The sequence below is a fragment of the Streptomyces netropsis genome (assembly GCF_014203545.1).
Classification (GTDB): Bacteria; Actinomycetota; Actinomycetes; order Streptomycetales; family Streptomycetaceae; genus Streptomyces; species Streptomyces netropsis.
In genome coordinates this window covers 481,124-498,568 of the sequence record NZ_JACHJG010000004.1, presented here as the reverse complement: position 1 = coordinate 498,568, position 17,445 = coordinate 481,124, and the positions used below count along the sequence as shown (strand labels likewise).

Sequence of the window (17,445 nt, the reverse complement as noted above, 5' to 3'; positions counted from 1 at the left end):
CGTCCGGCGTTCGAGACGGCCCCGCGGTGGTCACCCCACCACCCCGGCCGAGGCGCGGCGCACGCGGACGAGGAAGTCCTCGACGCGGGCGCGGTCCGGCTCGGGCGGCAGCGGGGTCCGGTCCGTCGCGGCATCGGTCTCGGCCCGCAGCCGGTCCATCCAGGCCGCGACCTCCGGCCACCCCACCTCTCCGCGCCTGACGGCCAGCAGCCGCTCGCGCTCCTCGCCCACATCGAGGGTCAGCACGCCCGTACGCAGCAGATCGCGCCCGCTCGTCAGGAGGCGAAGCAGATGCATGGCGTGCTTCCAGCGGGGCGCGCCGTGGGTGCGCAGATCGGCATCGATCTTGCGGCGCTGGGCGGTGGCGTAGCCGGTGAAGGACTGGTGGGCCCGGCGGGAGAGGAACGCCTCCCGCAGCGACAGCAGCTCGCGGCCGGTGTCGTCGACGCGCTCGACGAGCGGCGAGTGCAGGCACTCCAGGACGTTGGGGTTGGCGCGCAGCGCCAGCTCGCAGAACCGCTCCAGCTCCCAGGAGAACTGCTCCTCGGCCGGCCCGTCGACGTGCGTCGGCGGCTTGTCGAAGCGCCAGAAGAGCGGTGCCGGCGCGGCGTACACCCCACGCCGGTCGGTGTCGCTGGCCGCCGTCGCCAGCCCGAAGGCGCGCGAGCCCGTCACACAGGCGTAGACCGTGTGCCGGGCGACGAGCCCGTGCCCTTCCGTGACGGACGGGTCGACGGTGGCCGAGGCTTCGGGGGAGGGGCGCATGGCCGCGATTGTTCCCCGGCCCGCCCCTGCGTGTCACCGTGATTTCGACGGTCTACGACCACACCTCGAGGCCCAGCGCCTTGCCCTCCTCGTCGCGCCGGACCTCCATCATCCCCTCGACCGCGTCGCGGCTGATCCGGCCGTACACGTGCGGGAAGAGCGTCTGCGCCGGCACCCCGGGCGGCGGCGTCGGGTCCGCCGCCTCCCAGCGGACCATGACGTCCAGCTTGTGCTCGTCGATCAGCAGCACCATCAGCGGACCGGTGGTCTCGCGGTAGAAGGCGGACGCCACGGCGAGCGTCGTCTCCTCGTCCGGGGAGCAGTGCACGAAGCCGTCGGTCGCCAGCGAGGCGGGGGAGTAGGGGCGGTCGGGCACGGCCAGCCAGTCGTCCAGGGGAACCAAGTGGAAGATCATGGACATGTTCTACCCGACGCGGGCGCGCCCGTCCCGGAGGGCGGTCGCCGGGAACGGGCCGCCGCACGGCTGGCTAGGGTGGGCGGACACGCATGATCCACGTACGAACCACGCGAACGCACACCACCGCGGCCGCCCTCCGCAAGGACATCGCCCAGTGAGAACCGCCCTCGTCATCGGCACCGGACTGATCGGCACCTCCGCCGCGCTCGCCCTCGCGGGCCGCGGGGTCCAGGTGCATCTCATGGACCACGACCCCGCCCAGGCCCGGACGGCCGCCGCCCTCGGCGCCGGTACGGACGAGGCGCCCGAGGGGGCCGTCGACCTCGTCATCGTGGCCGTACCGCCCGCGTACGTCGCGAACACCCTCGCCGAGGCGATCCGGGGCGGGCTCGCCCGCGGCTACCTCGACGTCGCCAGCGTCAAGGGCGGCCCGCGCCGTGAACTGGAGGCGCTCGGCTGCGACCTCACCGGCTACCTCGGCACGCACCCGATGGCCGGCCGGGAGCGCTCCGGCCCGCTGGCGGCCACCGCCGACCTCTTCGAGGGCCGCCCCTGGGTGCTCACCCCCACCCGGGACACCGACACCGAGGTCCTCAACCTCGCCCTCGAGCTCGTCGCACTGTGCCGCGCGGTCCCCGTCGTCATGGACGCCGACGCCCACGACCGGGCCGTCGCGCTCGTCTCGCACACCCCGCAGCTGCTCTCCAGCATGGTCGCGGCCCGGCTGCGGGACGCGGACGAGACGGCCGTGCGCCTGTGCGGGCAGGGCATCCGTGATGTGACCCGGATCGCGGCCTCGGACCCCCGGATGTGGATCGACATCCTCTCCGCCAACCCCGGCCCGGTCGCCGACGTCCTCGCGGCCGTGGCCGGTGACCTCGACGAGACGGTACGGGCCCTGCGCGCCCTGCAGTCCGCCGAGGAGGACAAGCGCGACGAGGGCGCGGCCGGCATCGAGGACGTCCTGCGGCGCGGCAACGCCGGCCGCTCCCGGGTCCCCGGCAAGCACGGCGCCGCCCCGGCCGCGTACGAGACGGTGACCGTGCTCATCGGCGACCAGCCGGGCGAGCTGGCCCGGATCTTCGCGGACGCGGGCCGTGAGGGCGTCAACATCGAGGACGTCCGGATCGAGCACGCCACCGGTCAGCAGGCGGGTCTGATCCAGCTGATGGTCGAGCCGACCATGGCTCCGGGCCTCACGGCGGCGCTGCGGGAGCGGGGCTGGTCGATCCGGCAGTAGGGCCGCCGCCCGTCGGCAGGGGCCCTACGGCGGGGGCCGGAGACCATCGGCTGCGCGGGGCGGTCCGGGGAGCCAGTAACCTTGACCGGAGGCTCTCTCGGGCCCGTACCGCAAAAATTTTCCCGCCCTGTGCTTGAGGAAGGTGTCTGACACCGTGGAAACCGCCGCCCGGACCGTACCGGCAGCAGTGATTGTCGGCATCGACGGCCCCTCCGGCACGGGCAAGTCCAGCACCTCCAAGGCCGTGGCCGCCAAGCTCGGGCTGCGCTACCTGGACACCGGCGCCCAGTACCGGGCGATCACCTGGTGGATGCTGAACAACGGCATCGACGTGAACGACGCCGAGGCCGTCGCCGACGCCGCCGGCAAGCCCGAGATCATCTCCGGCACCGACCCCTCGGCGCCGACCATCACGGTCGACGGGGCCGACGCGGCCGCGCCCATCCGCACCCAGGCGGTCACCGCCGCGGTCAGCGCCGTCAGCGCGGTGCCCGAGGTGCGGACCCGGCTGACCGAGCTGCAGCGCGCGATCGCCGCCGAGGCGCCGCACGGCATCGTGGTCGAGGGCCGCGACGTCGGCACCACCGTGCTGCCGGACGCCGACCTCAAGATCTTCCTCACCGCCTCCGCCGAGGCCCGCGCCGCCCGCCGCAGCGGCGAGCTGAAGGGCAAGGAGGCCACCGACCTGGCCGCCACCCAGGCCGCCCTGATCAAGCGGGACGCCGCCGACTCGGGCCGCAAGACCTCGCCGCTGGCGAAGGCGGCCGACGCCGTCGAGGTGGACACCACCGAGCTGACTCTCGACCAGGTCATCGAGTGCGTCGTCACCCTGGTCGAGGAGAAGCGGGCGGCCGCGTGACGGGTTCGGTGACGGGCTCCGAGCCCGGTGCCGCCGTCGGCCGGCGGATCGGCATCGGGCTCATGTACGGGCTGTGGAAGCCGCGTGTGCTGGGTGCCTGGCGGGTGCCCGCCGCGGGGCCCGTCGTGCTGGCCGTCAACCACTCCCACAACATCGACGGTCCGATGGTGATGGGCACCGCGCCCCGGCCGGTGCACTTCCTGATCAAGCGGGAGGCGTTCGTCGGCCCGCTGGACCCGTTCCTGCGCGGGATCGGCCAGCTGAAGGTGGACCGGACGACGGCCGACCGGGCCGCGATCACCGACGCGCTGGGCGTGCTGGAGCGCGGCGGCGTGCTGGGGATCTTCCCCGAGGGCACCCGGGGCGAGGGCGACTTCGCGTCGCTGCGCGCCGGGCTCGCCTATTTCGCGGTGCGCTCCGGCGCACCGATCGTGCCGGTCGCGGTGCTGGGCAGCGCCGAGCGGCGCGGCCGGGCGATACCGGGCCTGCCGCCGCTGCGCAGCCGCGTCGACGTGGTCTTCGGTGACCCCTTCGAGGCGGGCGACGGCAGCGGCAGGCGCACCCGCGCGGCGCTGGACGCGGCGACGACCCGCATCCAGGGGCGGCTCGCCGCACACCTGGCGGACGCCAAGCGGCTGACCGGCCGCAGCAACGACGAGACTTGAGTAGCGGGACCGCACAGGCGGTCCCGACCGATGACGAAGTACTCCGAAAGAAACAGGGAACGGACTTCATGAACGACCAGATCCACTCCGGCGACGAGCACGGTGAGCTTGGCGACGCCGAGTACGCGGAGTTCATGGAGCTCGCGGCCCAGGAAGGCTTCGACCCGGAGGACATCGAGGGCGAACTCGCCGCCGCCGGGCACGGGCCGCTGCCCCGCCTCGCCGTGGTCGGCCGCCCCAACGTCGGTAAGTCGACGCTGGTGAACCGCATCATCGGCCGCCGCGAGGCCGTCGTCCAGGACAAGCCCGGCGTCACCCGTGACCGTGTGACGTACGAGGCCGAATGGGCCGGCCGCCGCTTCAAGGTCGTCGACACCGGCGGCTGGGAGCAGGACGTGCTGGGCCTCGACGCCTCCGTCGCCGCCCAGGCCGAGTTCGCCATCGAGGCCGCCGACGCGGTGGTCTTCGTCGTGGACGCCACGGTCGGCGCGACCGACACCGACGAGGCCGTCGTCAAGCTGCTGCGCCGGGCCGGCAAGCCCGTCGTGCTCTGCGCCAACAAGGTCGACGGCCCGTCCGCCGAGGCCGACGCCGCGATGCTGTGGTCGCTGGGCCTCGGCGAGCCGCACCCGGTCTCCGCCCTGCACGGCCGCGGCACCGGCGACATGCTGGACGCCGTCCTCGAGGCGCTGCCCGAGGCCCCGGCCCAGACCTTCGGTGCCACGGTCGGCGGTCCGCGCCGGATCGCCCTGATCGGCCGCCCGAACGTCGGCAAGTCCTCGCTGCTGAACAAGGTGGCGGGCGAGGAGCGGGTCGTCGTCAACGAGCTGGCCGGCACCACCCGCGACCCGGTCGACGAGCTGATCGAGCTGGGCGGCGTGACCTGGAAGTTCGTGGACACCGCCGGCATCCGCCGCCGAGTCCACCTCCAGGAGGGCGCCGACTACTACGCCTCGCTGCGTACCGCGGCCGCCGTGGAGAAGGCCGAGGTCGCGGTCATCCTGATCGACGCGAGCGAGTCCATCAGCGTCCAGGACCAGCGGATCATCACGATGGCCGTCGACGCCGGCCGGGCGATGGTCGTGGCGTTCAACAAGTGGGACACGCTGGACGAGGAGCGCCGCTACTACCTCGAGCGCGAGATCGAGACCGAGCTCGGGCAGATCACGTGGGCCCCGCGGGTCAACGTCTCGGCGGCGACCGGTCGCCACATGGAGAAGCTCGTCCCGGCGATCGAGACCGCCCTGGCCGGGTGGGAGACGCGCATCCCGACCGGGCGGCTCAACGCCTTCCTCGGTGAGATCGTCGCCTCGCACCCGCACCCGATCCGTGGCGGCAAGCAGCCCCGCATCCTGTTCGGCACCCAGGCGGGCACCCGCCCGCCGCGGTTCGTGCTCTTCGCCTCCGGCTTCCTGGAGGCCGGCTACCGCCGCTTCATCGAGCGCCGTCTGCGCGAGGAGTTCGGCTTCGAGGGCACGCCGATCCACATCTCGGTCCGAGTGCGTGAGAAGCGCGGTCGTAACAAGTAACGCGAGCCGGGACCGGCCGGGGGTCCGGGGGTTGCCCCCGGGACGGCACGGTTCGGTACGGGTGCGTGAGAAGCGCGGTCGTAACAAGTAACGGCAAGTGGGGCGCGCTTCGCCTCGGACCCGGCCGGGACCCGGGCGAAGCGGTTCCGGACGGGCGCGCGAGCGGCCGTGCGAAGTGACCGGGGCGCGCGGTTCCGGCTAGAAGCCGCGCATCCGGTTGTCGCGTGGAGCGGGCGGCAGCGCGGCGGGCACCGGCCCGCCGCGCTGCCGCCCGTAGTACGAGTCCCAGGAACCGGTGTAGCCCGACTGCCCGGAGTACGACGACTGCCCGGACTGGCCCGGGGAGTTCTGCCCGCCGTACGCCCGGTGCTGGGCGCCGAAGCCCTTGAACCCCAGGTCCTCCTCGCCCGAGCGGTCGCCCGGGAGCGCCCGGAACGACCTGCGGTACTCGGAGTAGAGCGCGTCGTAGATCGGCGTGACCGAGACGGCGAGGGCGTCCGGGGCGGCGTCGCGGGGTGGCCGCATGCCGGGGATGTGGTTGTACGAGGTCCTGGATGCGGGATCGTATGTGTACACATCAGTGCCAACGACCCCGTGGCCCGTCGGATGCGGGCCCGACCGCGAATGGCCCGCCGGTACGTGGCGGGCGGGGTGCATTCCGCTGATCATGTGCCCGCGAGCGGCATCGCGGCCGCGACCAGCTGACCGCGCGCCGCGGCCCGGTCGAGCGCCTCGCGCAGCAGGTCCTCGCGCGGCTGCTGGCCGATCGTGCCGACCGGGGCCGCGAAGACCAGCACCCGCTGTGTCTTGTTGACGGCCGACCGCCACTCGGCGGCGACCTGCATCGCCTGGTGCGCCTGCCACCAGGCGGTGGGCGTGCCGCCGCCGGTGCCCGGCTGGAGGACCGCGTGCAGCTGGCCCATGGCCAGCAGTACCGACCAGCCCGGGGTGGGCGCCGGGACCTGGTCGACGGCGGCGACCGGTGTGAAGCCCTGCTCGATCAGCAGCGGCAGGAAGACGTCGACCGGCCCGTCCGTGCCGGGGCGGGCGATGGGGACGAGCGGCTCGACGACGAGCGCCGGCTGCAGCTCGCCGCCGATCAGGAGCAGCCCGCTGGTCACCCCCAGCTCGGCCTGGAGGGGGCTGTCGGGGGTGATCGGCGCCGGGGCGCTCTGCTCGTTCGCTGCGGTGATGGACCGCACCGCTCCCTGGAGCTGTTCCTCGGAGACGGGAACGACCTGGGAGGGGATGCAGGCGGCGTGCGCGAAGGCGAGCACGGCCGTCTCCTCGCCGACGAAGAGCACGGTGCTGGTGCGCTCCCGCTCGGTGTGGCCGGGGGTGCGGCAGGAGGTGCAGTCGTAGCTGCCCGGGGCACTGTCACCGCCGAGCAGTCGGGCGGCTTCTTCGTCACCGATCTCGGCACGTACGTCGTCGCTGACGTCGAGCATGCGCGGCACGGGGGGCTCCTCGGAACGTGGGTCGTCACGTGCCGGGCGGTTCCCGGCACGTAACGAGACAACGGGCGATCCCGGGCAGGGGTCACGCCCGGGCCGGGCCCCGGGACGGCTTTCGGGGAAGATCACCAAAAGTTCCCCGGATCCGCTACCGATTCCTCATCACTTCGAGAACGAGTTGGTGATCAGGGCCAACCTCGAAGCCCTCACCACGGTCTAACCTCTCAGTAGGCGGGCTGCTTGGTAACGTCCGCGGCAAACGGCTGCATACGGGGACGAATGCACATCTCATTCCTGATTCACAACGCGTACGGAATCGGTGGCACGATCCGCACCACGTACAACCTCGCGAGCACGCTCGCCGAGCAGCACGACGTGGAGATCGTCTCCGTCTTCCGTCATCGCGAGGAGCCCGTCTTCTCCCCCAGCGCGAAGGTGCGGCTGCGCCACCTGGTGGATCTGCGCAAGGGCAGTCCGGGCTACGAGGGCGACGACCCCGAGCAGGAGCGCCCCGCCTCCGTCTTCCCCGCCACCGAGGGCCGCTACAAGCAGTACAGCGCGCTCACCGACCGGCGGATAGCGGAGCACCTGGGGAGCCTCGACTGCGACGTCGTGGTCGGCACCCGCCCGGGCCTCAACGTGCACATCGCGCAGCAGGCCCGGCGCGGTCCGGTCCGCGTCGGCCAGGAGCATCTGACGCTGAGCACCCACACCCCGCAGCTCAAGCTGACCTTGCGCACGCACTACCCACGGCTCGACGCGGTCACCACCGTCACCGAGGCGGACGCCGCGACCTACCGCAAGCTGATGCGGCTGCCCGGCGTGCGCGTCGAGGCGGTGCCCAACAGCATCCCCGCCCCGGCCCTCGCCCCCGCGGACGGCAGCGCCAAGTGGGTGGTCGCCGCCGGCCGGCTCGCCCCCGCCAAGCGCTACGACGTGCTGATCCGCGCCTTCGAGAAGGTCGTCGCCGAGCGTCCCGACTGGCGGCTGCGGATCTACGGCGCCGGCGCGGAGCGCGCGAAGCTGCGCGCCCAGATCGACAAGCGCGGTCTGTACAACCACGTCTTCCTCATGGGCCCCGCCAATCCCCTGGACCCCGAGTGGGTCAAGGGCTCCATCGGCGCGGTGACCTCCAGCCTCGAATCCTTCGGCATGACCATCGTCGAGGCGATGCGCTGCGGGCTGCCCGTCGTCTCCACCGACTGCCCGCACGGGCCCGGCGAGATCATCAACAACGGGGTCGACGGTCTGCTGGTACCCACCGGCAAGGTCGACAAGATAGCCGCCGGGCTGCTGAAGCTGATCAACGACGACGAGCTGCGCCTGCGGATGGGCCGCGAGGCGCTCTCGAGCTCGGCCCGCTTCGACCCGGCCCGGGTCGCCGGGCGCTACGAAGAGCTCTTCACCGACCTGACCGGGCGCGGCGGCCTGCGCGGCTCGCTGCACCGCACCCGGGGCGCCCTGCTCAGCAGCGCGTTCCAGGCCAAGGACGCCAGTCGGTCCGCCCTGCGAAAGGTGCGTGCCTGATGACGTCTCCCGCCCAGCCCGCCGGCGCGTCCGACGCGGCCGGTTCCGGGCAGCCCCACCCGACCGACACTCCCGAGGAGCCCGCCACCGTGTCTGCCCCTCCCCTGGCCTTCGGCATGGGCAACAACCCCACCGCCGACTGCATCGCGGACTCCGCGGGCGGACTCACCTTCGACCTCGACGCCCCCGAGCGCACCGACGCCTCGGACCACTGGTCCGCCGCGCTCGTCCTGCGCCGCCGGGCCGGCGGCGCGGGGGACGGGGGCGAAGAGGCGGAAGAGGTCCGCCTTCCGCTGACCCCCAACGGCGACGGCCGGCTGCGCGCGGTGCTGCCCAGCACCGTCGCGCTGCCCGAGGGCCGCTGGGACGTCCACGTCGCCCAGGGCGACGAGGTCCCGGTGCGGCTCGTGCCCGGTCTGCTCGATCTGCGCTCGCTGGTCGACCGCAGACCCGGCCCCAGCACCTCGCCGCTCGCCGTCCGCATCCCGTACGCGACCAAGCACGGCAACCTCTCGCTGCGCAGCTGGCTGCGCGGCCCCCACGCCGAGGCCGGGGACATCCTCCTCGACGACGACGGCCTGACCGTGCACGGCGTCCTCTACCGGGTCGAGGACCCCGAGGCATGGCTCGCCGACGCGGTGGTGGAGGCCCGCTGCCGCCGCGACGCCGAGCTGGTCGTCACCGCCCCGCTCACCGCCGACGGCCCGGACTTCACCTTCACCCTGCCCTACGCGGAACCGGCCGCCGAGTGGCGGGGCGGCCCGGACGTCTGGGATCTGACGCTGCGCCGCCCGGACGGCACGGACCCGGTCCGGATCGCCCGCATCCTGGACGACGTCGTCGACAAGCAGCAGATTTTTGCTTATCCGCCGCGCGCGATCGACACCCCCTACGCGGCTGCCCAGGCCGGCCCGTATTACACCGCCGACAACGACCTTTCGGTCCGGATCGACGAGCGGCCCCCGGCCGCCCGGTAGTCCTGTCGGCACCCCGGGGCCTTCGACCGTGAAGGAGGGCCGTCGAGGACAGTAGCTGTCCTCGACGGCTGGCAGACTCGGTCACATGTTGGAGACCTCGGCACGACTGCTGCGCCTGCTGTCCCTCTTGCAGGCCCACCGCGACTGGTCCGGCCCGGACCTCGCCGAGCGGCTCGGGGTGACGCCCCGCACGGTGCGGCGGGACGTCGACCGGCTGCGCGAGCTGGGCTACCCGGTGCACTCCGCGCCCGGCACCGCCGGCGGCTACCAGCTGGGCCCCGGCGCCCAGCTGCCGCCGCTGCTGCTGGACGACGAGGAGGCCGTGGCCGTCGCGGTGGGACTGCGGACGGCGGCGAGCGGCGGCGTCGAAGGCATAGAGGAGACGTCCGTACGGGCGCTCGCCAAACTCGAACAGGTCCTGCCCGAACGGCTGCGGCGCCGGGTGAGCGCCCTGAACGCCTTCACCGTGCCGATGCCCGTCGGCCCCGGCCGGCCCGCCGTCGACGCGGAGGTCCTCACCGAGCTCGCCCACGCCTGCCGGGACAGCCACCGACTGCGCTTCGACTACCGCGACCACGGGGGCGGCGCCACCCGGCGGACCGTCGAGCCGCACCGGCTGGTGTACGCCCAGCGCCGCTGGTACCTCGTCGCGTGGGACACAGACCGCGCGGACTGGCGGACCTTCCGCGCCGACCGCATCACCCCCACGCCGCCGCACGGACCGCGCTGCGCCCCCCGGCAACCGCCCGCCGAGGACCTGGCCGCGTACGTCTCCCGGGGCGTCTCCACCAACGTCTACGCCGAGCAGGCCACCGTGCTGCTGCGGGTACCCCTCGAGGAGGCGGCACAGCGCGTCTCGCCCATGGCCGGGGTGCTGGAGGCGGTCGACGAGCACAGCTGTCTGCTGCGTACGGGTGCGCACACCCTCGATGTGATGGTCGTTCACATCGTGCTCATGGGCTTCGACTTCGAGGTACGCGAACCCGAGGAGCTGAACGACCGCATACGGGAGGTCAGGGACCGGCTCGGTCGGGCTCTACCGGAGGCGAAGGCTCAGCCAGCTGCGCCACCTCCGGATGGTGATGGTCGAAGGCCGGTGACTCGGAGCGGATCCGGGGCAGGGTGAGGAAGTTGTGCCGGGGCGGCGGGCAGGAAGTCGCCCACTCCAGCGAACGCCCGTAGCCCCAGGGGTCCTCGATCTCCACCTTCGGAGCGTACTTCGCGGTCTTCCAGACGTTGTAGAGGAACGGCAACGTCGACAGCCCGAGCAGGAACGCGCCGATCGAGGACACCGTGTTGAGCGCGGTGAAGCCGTCGGCCGCGAGGTAGTCCGCGTACCGCCGGGGCATGCCCTCGGCGCCCAGCCAGTGCTGGACCAGGAACGTGAGGTGGAAGCCGACGAACAGGGTCCAGAAGTGGATCTGCGCCAGCCGCTCCTCCAGCATCTTCCCCGTGAACTTCGGCCACCAGAAGTAGAAGCCCGCGAACATCGCGAAGACGACCGTCCCGAACACCACGTAGTGGAAGTGCGCGACCACGAAGTACGAGTCCGTGACCTGGAAGTCCAGCGGTGGCGAGGCCAGGATCACCCCGGTGAGTCCGCCGAAGAGGAAGCTCACCAGGAAGCCGGTCGCCCACAGCATCGGCGCCTCGAAGGACAGCGACCCCTGCCACATCGTGCCGATCCAGTTGAAGAACTTCACCCCGGTCGGCACGGCGATGAGGAAGGACATGAAGGAGAAGAAGGGCAGCAGCACCGCGCCCGTCGCGAACATGTGGTGGGCCCAGACCACCACCGACAGGGCGGTGATCGCCATGGTCGCGCCGATCAGCATCACATAGCCGAAGATCGGCTTGCGGGAGAAGACCGGGATGATCTCCGTGATGATGCCGAAGAACGGCAGCGCGATGATGTAGACCTCCGGGTGGCCGAAGAACCAGAACAGGTGCTGCCACAGCAGCGTCCCGCCGTTCTGCGCCTCGAAGACCATCGAGCCGAACCGCCGGTCCGCCTCCAGGCAGAGCAGCGCCGCGGCGAGCACGGGGAAGGCCATGATGATCAGGATCGAGGTGAACAGCACGTTCCAGGTGAAGACCGGCATCCGGAACATCGTCATCCCCGGGGCGCGCATCCCGATGATGGTGGTGATGAAGTTCACCGCGCCGAGGATCGTGCCGAAACCGGAGAGCGCCAGTCCCATGATCCACATGTCCGTGCCGACACCCGGCGAGCGGACCATGCTGTTGAGCGGCGCGTAGCCGGTCCAGCCGAAGGTCGCGCCGCCCTGCGGGGACAGCAGCGCGGCCACCACGATCAGACCGCCGAAGAGATACAGCCAGTACGCGAACATGTTGAGCCGCGGGAACGCCACGTCCGGGGCGCCGATCTGCAGCGGCATGATCGCGTTGGCGAAGCCCGCGAAGGCCGGTGTCGCGAACAACAGCAGCATGATCGTGCCGTGCGCGGTGAACGCCTCGTTGAACTGCTCGTTGCTGATCAGCTGCAGCCCGGGGCGGGCCAGTTCGGCGCGCATCAGCATGGCCAGCAGTCCGCCCGCGAGGAAGAAGGCGAACGAGGTGATCAGATAGAGATGCCCGATCTTCTTGTGGTCCGTGGTCGACAGCCAGTCGACGACGATCCGCCCGCGGTGCCGCTCCCGGACCTGCCCGGCGGACGCCTGTGCGGTGTCGGTCCCCATCCGCGTACCCCTTCGCTTCAGCTCACACGGGCCCTCGGGCACCCGTCATGATGCTCGTCACGGGGGCGGGGCGCGAGGGTGCCTCACGCGTCCGGCGTGTCGGTCGGCCACCGTCCGGCCGTCTCCGTCGGGCCCCGGGCGAGGTGGCGGAGGGCCGCGAACGGCCCCGGCCGGGCCGGGCGGGAGACCTCTCAAACACGTGCCCGGGACTCGTGTGCCCGACAGGCGGAATTCTTCCTTCCGTTCGACGCGGGCCCGCACTTCCGAAGGCCGGGAATTACCCCGGGGTAATGACTTCGAAGCGCCTTTCCGGTGAAAGTTCCACCGTCCCGGGGGGCGTTTCGGGAGGCGTTCGGAAAAGGCCTGGTGAATTCCCCTCGGAAGTCGCCGGAAGGCCTGGTGCGGGAGATGAGAAGGCCCGTACGAGTGACCTGCGTTACGGCAAACCGGCGCGAGTTTTCTGTAACAGAAGTGTGACCAGTGGCGGACGTGGGGCGGATGTGGTCATGGCACGCCCCGCCTTCCACCGGTCCCGCCCGGCCGCCTACGGTGGCTGTCATGGCACCTCTACCGAACCTTCCGACGGACCCCGACGACGCCCCCGAGGCGTACGTGGGACTCGACGCCACGGCTGCCGCCGACCGGGCGCGGGAACGCGGCTGGGCGACCGTCCGGGCGCTGCCGCCCGGCGCGATCATCACCATGGAGTACCAGGTGGGCCGGCTCAACTTCGAGGTCGAGGGCGACACCGTACGGCGCTGCTGGAAGGGCTGACCGGGTCCGGCGGACCCGCGCGTGCCGCCGCATGCGGATCGGCCCCGGAAGCTCTCATGCAGATCGGCCCCGGAAGCTCGGTGAGAGCTTCCGGGGCCGATCCGTACGGCGCGTCGTTCCGGCGCGGGGGAGTGGTGCGTACCGCCCCGCGCTCGGTGGTCCGGTCAGCCGCCGACGGTGCGGCCGCGGCCCGTGGCCGGGAGCACCGGCGAGGTGCGCGGCGCCCGGTCGGAGTGCGGCGGGCGGCGGCTGCCGGTCGGGGTGACCGGCGTCCGCTCGGAGCGGGTCGTGTGCGGCCGGGGCGACAGGTGGGGCCTGCCGTCGGGCACGCGCGCACCGGCGCGGCTTCCGGCGCCCACCGGCTCGCGGGCGGGCAGTTCGTCGTCGACCGGGGTGCGCGGGCCGCCCAGGGCGATCGGCGCGACGGGGGCCGGTACGAGAGCGGTGCGCTCGCGCAGCCGGTGCCAGATGCCCAGCAGCCACGCCTCGGCGACCGCCATCGGCGCCTCGAACCACGGCAGGGAGAGCAGCACCAGCAGTCCGGCGCTCCAGCCGAGCGTCACATCGCTGATCCAGTGGGTGCCCAGGTACACGGTCGTCATGCCGACCCCGAGCGCGAGGAGCGCGGCGCTGACGGAGGCGACCCGGCGGCTGCGCGGCGTGGTGGCCAGATAGGCGAGGACGCCCCAGGTCACCACCGCGTTCGCGGTGTGGCCGGAGGGGAATATGTCGCCGCCGGCGAACATCTCGTTGGAGCCGATCGAGGTGGCGTAGTGCGGGCCGAGCCGGCCCATGCCGATCTTCGCGGCGCCCACGGTGGCGTTGAGCAGCAGCAGCGAGGTGCCCAGCACCAGCAGCGGACGCAGGGTCTTCTGCCGGTAGGTGCACCAGCCCAGCCAGGCGGCCACCGCGACCGCGGTCGGGCCGCGCTGGCCCAGGACCACGAAGTAGTCGAGGAAGGTGTGGATCTCCGGCCACTGCTTGTACGGCCGGAAGAGCATGACCTGCCAGTCGAAGCGCACGGGCCAGGACGTGGTGAGCACGCCGACCACGATCGCCACGTAGACCGTGAGGGTCGCCACGAAGATCCCCAGACGTGTCCGGGTCATCCGTGGTCGCACGGGTTCGGTGGGGTGCTCCTCCACGTGGGCGAGCTCGTCGTTGGTACGCACTCAATGGACGTTACATTGCGTGACGGGAGGCTTCGGCCGATCAGGCCTCATTGTGATGGCGATGTGATGTGGAATGCGTCTCAAGCCGGACCGTCATCACTTCGAGCAGACTTCGACCAGCGGGAATAAGAAACGCCTAAAGAATCCCCCGCCGGATGCCGTACGAGGTCCGCGATGCGTTAATTCTCTTTTGTGCGACACCGTTTATCAGTGCTTGGCCGAGGCGTTCCGCGCCGTTTCCCGCCGGTCCGGTCCGGCCCCCGAATCAACGATCATGGCGGGCCGGAGCCGTGCAGCCAGAACGCTCCGTAGAGCGCCGACACCAGCGCCACCACCGCGACCGTCCCCACCGCCCGGGCCGTCCGCAGCCGCGCGAGCGCCGCCGCGAGGGGCAGCAGCAGCGGGAAGGCGGGCATCATCAGGCGCGGCTTGGAGCCGAAGTACCCCTTGGCGGTCAGGGCGAGCAGCAGGACCACCCCGGCGTAGACGAGGAGCGGCAGCGGCTGGCGCTGCCGGACCCCCGCCACGTACAGCCGGATCACCAGGGCGACGCCGATCAGCAGGCCGACCCCGGCGGGCCAGGCGGAGCCCGTGAGGCGCCCGGCGATGAAGGAACCGAAGGCCAGCCCCCCGTCGAAGCCGTTGCCCCAGCCGCCCTGCACGTCCAGATAGCCGGTCACGCTCCCGGTCCGCACGCCGACCCAGGCGAAGTACGCGAGCCAGCCGAGCGGAGCGAGCACCACCCCGAGCGCCATCCGGGCGAGCGGCTCCTTCCCGCCCGTGCGGCGTGCCCGCAGCAGCGTCACCGCCGCTGTGATCCACACGGCCGCGACGACCGCCGCCCCCACCGGCCGGGTCAGCCCGGCCAGTGCCGCGAGTGAACCCGCCCACACCCACCGCCCGGTCAGCACGCAGTACACGCTCCACGCGGCCAGCGCCGTGAAGAGCGACTCGGAGTAGGCCATCGACTGCACGATGCCGACCGGCAGCGCCGCCCACAGCGCGGCGAGCGCGATGCCGGTGCGCCGCCCGCCGACCCGGTCGCCGACCGCGAAGACCGCCCAGGCGGCGAAGAGCGAGGCGACGGCGCTGATCGCGAGCCCCGCGTCGGCGGCCGAGAGCGGGAAGACGGCGGACAGCGTCCGCTCCAGCCAGGGCAGCAGCGGGAAGAACGCCAGATCGGAGTGGACCTTGCCGCCACTGAGATGCAGCGTGTAGCCGTAGCCGTCCTCGGCTATCCGGGAGTACCAGAGGGAGTCCCAGCGGGCCGAGAGCAGCTGGTGCGGATCCTTGCCCGCGGCCCACCCCCACACCGCGAGCACCACGATTCCCAAGCACCGGATCCCCGCGTACACCAGCAGCGCGGGGGCGGCGTGCCGCAGCGCCGCGCGGGCGCCGGGAAGACGGCCCGTACCGGCGGCCGCGGGGGCGCCCGAGGTGGTGGGGGAAGCGAGATCGGTCACCGACCGATTGTCCAGCATGCACACCCGTGCCCCGGGCGGTCCGTCGTTCGACGTGAGCGAGGCCACGTATGACGGTCCGGGACTCGCGTACGCTGTCGACTCACTCGCCCAGGTCACCTGCGGGTCCACAGTCCCCCAAGGTCCGCGGTCGGCGGCGAGCGCGCATGACACGGAGGTGTGTGAATGTCCGGGACGACCACGGCCGGCCCCTCACGGGCGGCGGGCGTTCCCCGGCAGCGGTCCCGGTACGGCCAGCGGCAGCGGCCGCGCCGCGGGCACGGGCCGGGAGCCGGGGCGAGCCGCTGGACCGTGCTCGTCGTCCTGTGCGTCAGCCTGCTGCTGGTCGCCGTCGACGCGACCGTGCTGCACGTCGCCGTGCCGGCCGTCACCGAGGACCTGCGGCCCGGTGCGATCCAGCTGCTGTGGATCGTCGACGTCTACCCCCTCGTCTGCGCCTCGCTCCTCATCCTCTTCGGCACCCTCGGCGACCGGGTGGGCCGCCGCCGGGTGCTCCTCCTCGGCTACGGGCTCTTCGGCGTCGCCTCCGCGCTCGCCGCGGTCGCCACCACGCCGGAGGTGCTCATCGGGGCCCGGGCGCTGCTCGGCGTCGGCGGCGCGATGATCATGCCCGCGACGCTCTCGATCCTCCGGCAGGTCTTCCCCGACCGCCGGGAGCGGGCGCTGGCCATCGGCATCTGGAGCGCCGTGGCCGCCGTGGGCGCGGCCGCCGGCCCGCTGCTCGGCGGATTCCTCCTCGAACACTTCTGGTGGGGTTCGGTCTTCCTCATCAACATCCCGCTGATGGTGGTCAGCCTCCCCATCGGACGATGGCTGCTGCCCGAGTCGACCGGCGACCGCAACGGACCGTGGGACGTCCTCGGCGCGCTGATGGCCGCCTTCGGACTGTTCGGCGTGGTCCTCGGCGTGAAGCGGGCGGGCGGCGGCGAGTTGCTGAGCCTCGCCACCGTCGTGCCGACGGCCCTCGGCGTCGCCCTGCTGATCCTCTTCACCCGCCGGCAGCGGCGCCGCAAGCACCCCCTCGTCGACCTCAGCCTGTTCGCCCGGCCGGCCTTCGGCACCTCCGTGGGCTGCATCGTGCTGGCCATGCTGGCGCTGGTCGGCCTCGAGCTGATAGCCGCCCAGTACCTCCAGCTCGTCCTCGGCCTCACCCCGCTCGAAACCGGTCTGCGGCTGCTGCCGCTCACCCTCGCCGCGATGGCCTCGGGCCTCGCCGGCTCCCGCATGCTGCACCGCTTCGGCCCCCGCGCGATGGTGAGCCTTGGCTTCGTCCTGACCGCCGCGGCGGTCCTCTCCCTGACGCTGATGGGCCAGCACGACCGGCCCGGTGTCCTCGTCGCGGGCTTCGTCCTCCTCGGCTTCGGCCTGGAGACCACGCTCTTCGGGGCGTACGAGTCCATGCTCAGCGAGGCCGCCGCCGAGTCCGCGGGCGGCGCCGCCGCGATCGGCGAGACCTCCTACCAACTCGGCGCCGGCATCGGCATCGCCCTCCTGGGCACCGTCATGAACGCCGCCTACGCCCCCGGCGTCACCTCCGCCCCCGGTGTGCCGAGCGCGGCCGGTGCGGCCGCGAGCCACTCGCTCGGCGAGGCGTACGAGGTCGCGCACCGCCTCGGCGGCCCGGCCGGCGAGGCCCTGCGCACCGCCGCACGCGACTCCTTCGTCCACGGCCTGCACGTCACCCTCGTCGTCAGCGCCGGGCTGCTGCTCCTCGGCGCGCTCGCGGCGCTGCGCCTGCCGCGCGTCATGGAGTGCGGCGCGCCGTCCGGCGGGGGTTCGCCCTGTGACGCAGGCGACGGCGAGGCAGCGCCTCGCGACCGTGCCCCGGTGGGCGGGGCCACGGCGGGCTGACGGCGCACCGCGTGGCTCGGCCCACGAGGGTCTG

At 72.5% G+C, this 17,445-nt stretch carries 16 protein-coding genes; 9 read left to right on the top strand and 7 right to left on the bottom strand.

Annotated elements, in window-relative coordinates; all coding sequences use genetic code 11:
• Positions 1 to 30 precede the first annotated feature (30 nt).
• Together FHS38_RS13350 and FHS38_RS13345 are read right to left on the bottom strand one after the other, a co-directional pair.
• Positions 31 to 765, bottom strand: a complete 735-nt coding sequence (locus tag FHS38_RS13350; RefSeq protein ID WP_184733733.1) for a nucleotidyltransferase domain-containing protein — start codon at positions 763 to 765, stop codon at positions 31 to 33.
• 52 nt (positions 766 to 817) lie between these two features.
• Positions 818 to 1,180 (bottom strand): DUF952 domain-containing protein, encoded by a 363-nt coding sequence (locus tag FHS38_RS13345; protein ID WP_184733732.1) that lies wholly within the window; start codon positions 1,178 to 1,180, stop codon positions 818 to 820.
• Positions 1,181 to 1,337: 157 nt separating this feature from the next.
• Here FHS38_RS13345 and FHS38_RS13340 point away from each other — a divergent pair, with 157 nt between their 5' ends.
• The 4 genes from FHS38_RS13340 to der all read left to right on the top strand — a co-directional run bounded on the left by FHS38_RS13340 (position 1,338) and on the right by der (position 5,476).
• Positions 1,338 to 2,423, top strand: coding sequence for a prephenate dehydrogenase (locus tag FHS38_RS13340; RefSeq protein WP_184733731.1), 1,086 nt, complete (start codon positions 1,338 to 1,340; stop codon positions 2,421 to 2,423).
• Positions 2,424 to 2,577: 154 nt separating this feature from the next.
• Positions 2,578 to 3,282 carry a (d)CMP kinase gene (gene cmk / locus FHS38_RS13335; protein WP_184733730.1) on the top strand — a complete coding sequence of 235 codons (705 nt, stop codon included), beginning with the start codon at positions 2,578 to 2,580 and terminating at the stop codon, positions 3,280 to 3,282.
• Positions 3,240 to 3,947, top strand: a complete 708-nt coding sequence (locus FHS38_RS13330) for a lysophospholipid acyltransferase family protein (protein WP_184733729.1) — start codon at positions 3,240 to 3,242, stop codon at positions 3,945 to 3,947. The genes cmk and FHS38_RS13330 overlap by 43 nt, the downstream gene beginning before the upstream one ends.
• A 68-nt stretch (positions 3,948 to 4,015) precedes the next feature.
• Positions 4,016 to 5,476 carry a ribosome biogenesis GTPase Der gene (gene der, locus FHS38_RS13325; RefSeq protein WP_184733728.1) on the top strand — a complete coding sequence of 487 codons (1,461 nt, stop codon included), beginning with the start codon at positions 4,016 to 4,018 and terminating at the stop codon, positions 5,474 to 5,476.
• A gap of 198 nt (positions 5,477 to 5,674) precedes the next feature.
• Here der and FHS38_RS13320 read toward each other — a convergent pair whose 3' ends face one another.
• Complete coding sequence (locus tag FHS38_RS13320) at positions 5,675 to 6,001, bottom strand: hypothetical protein (RefSeq protein WP_184733727.1); 327 nt, start codon at positions 5,999 to 6,001, stop codon at positions 5,675 to 5,677.
• 140 nt (positions 6,002 to 6,141) lie between these two features.
• Positions 6,142 to 6,933, bottom strand: coding sequence for a DUF8842 C-terminal domain-containing protein (locus tag FHS38_RS13315; RefSeq protein WP_184733726.1), 792 nt, complete (start codon positions 6,931 to 6,933; stop codon positions 6,142 to 6,144).
• A gap of 276 nt (positions 6,934 to 7,209) precedes the next feature.
• Between FHS38_RS13315 and FHS38_RS13310 the strand changes: the two genes are divergently transcribed.
• From FHS38_RS13310 to FHS38_RS13300, 3 genes are all read left to right on the top strand, one after another.
• Positions 7,210 to 8,457 (top strand): glycosyltransferase family 4 protein, encoded by a 1,248-nt coding sequence (locus FHS38_RS13310; protein ID WP_184733725.1) that lies wholly within the window; start codon positions 7,210 to 7,212, stop codon positions 8,455 to 8,457.
• The gene (locus FHS38_RS13305) at positions 8,457 to 9,434 is read left to right on the top strand and encodes a hypothetical protein (RefSeq protein ID WP_373301807.1); all 978 of its coding nucleotides are present in this window, start codon (positions 8,457 to 8,459) and stop codon (positions 9,432 to 9,434) included. Before FHS38_RS13310 ends, FHS38_RS13305 begins: the two co-directional genes overlap by 1 nt.
• A gap of 85 nt (positions 9,435 to 9,519) precedes the next feature.
• The gene (locus FHS38_RS13300; protein WP_184733724.1) at positions 9,520 to 10,560 is read left to right on the top strand and encodes a helix-turn-helix transcriptional regulator; all 1,041 of its coding nucleotides are present in this window, start codon (positions 9,520 to 9,522) and stop codon (positions 10,558 to 10,560) included.
• On the opposite strand, the gene ctaD is transcribed toward FHS38_RS13300, so the two are convergent.
• A complete protein-coding gene (gene ctaD / locus FHS38_RS13295; RefSeq protein WP_184733723.1) occupies positions 10,448 to 12,133 on the bottom strand; it encodes an aa3-type cytochrome oxidase subunit I in 1,686 nt (561 codons plus the stop codon). The genes FHS38_RS13300 and ctaD overlap by 113 nt on opposite strands.
• 558 nt (positions 12,134 to 12,691) lie before the next feature.
• On the opposite strand from ctaD, the gene FHS38_RS13290 reads away from it, so the two are divergent.
• Entirely contained in the window at positions 12,692 to 12,907 is a 216-nt protein-coding gene (locus FHS38_RS13290; RefSeq protein ID WP_184733722.1) for an I78 family peptidase inhibitor, read from the top strand.
• Positions 12,908 to 13,071: 164 nt separating this feature from the next.
• Here the strand turns inward: FHS38_RS13290 and FHS38_RS13285 are convergent, their stop codons facing one another.
• Together FHS38_RS13285 and FHS38_RS13280 are read right to left on the bottom strand one after the other, a co-directional pair.
• Entirely contained in the window at positions 13,072 to 14,079 is a 1,008-nt protein-coding gene (locus FHS38_RS13285; protein WP_184733721.1) for a phosphatase PAP2 family protein, read from the bottom strand.
• A gap of 272 nt (positions 14,080 to 14,351) precedes the next feature.
• Positions 14,352 to 15,542 (bottom strand): putative hexosyltransferase, encoded by a 1,191-nt coding sequence (locus tag FHS38_RS13280; RefSeq protein ID WP_229822422.1) that lies wholly within the window; start codon positions 15,540 to 15,542, stop codon positions 14,352 to 14,354.
• 183 nt (positions 15,543 to 15,725) lie between these two features.
• Here FHS38_RS13280 and FHS38_RS13275 point away from each other — a divergent pair, with 183 nt between their 5' ends.
• Entirely contained in the window at positions 15,726 to 17,411 is a 1,686-nt protein-coding gene (locus tag FHS38_RS13275) for an MFS transporter (protein ID WP_184733719.1), read from the top strand.
• Positions 17,412 to 17,445 lie beyond the last annotated feature (34 nt).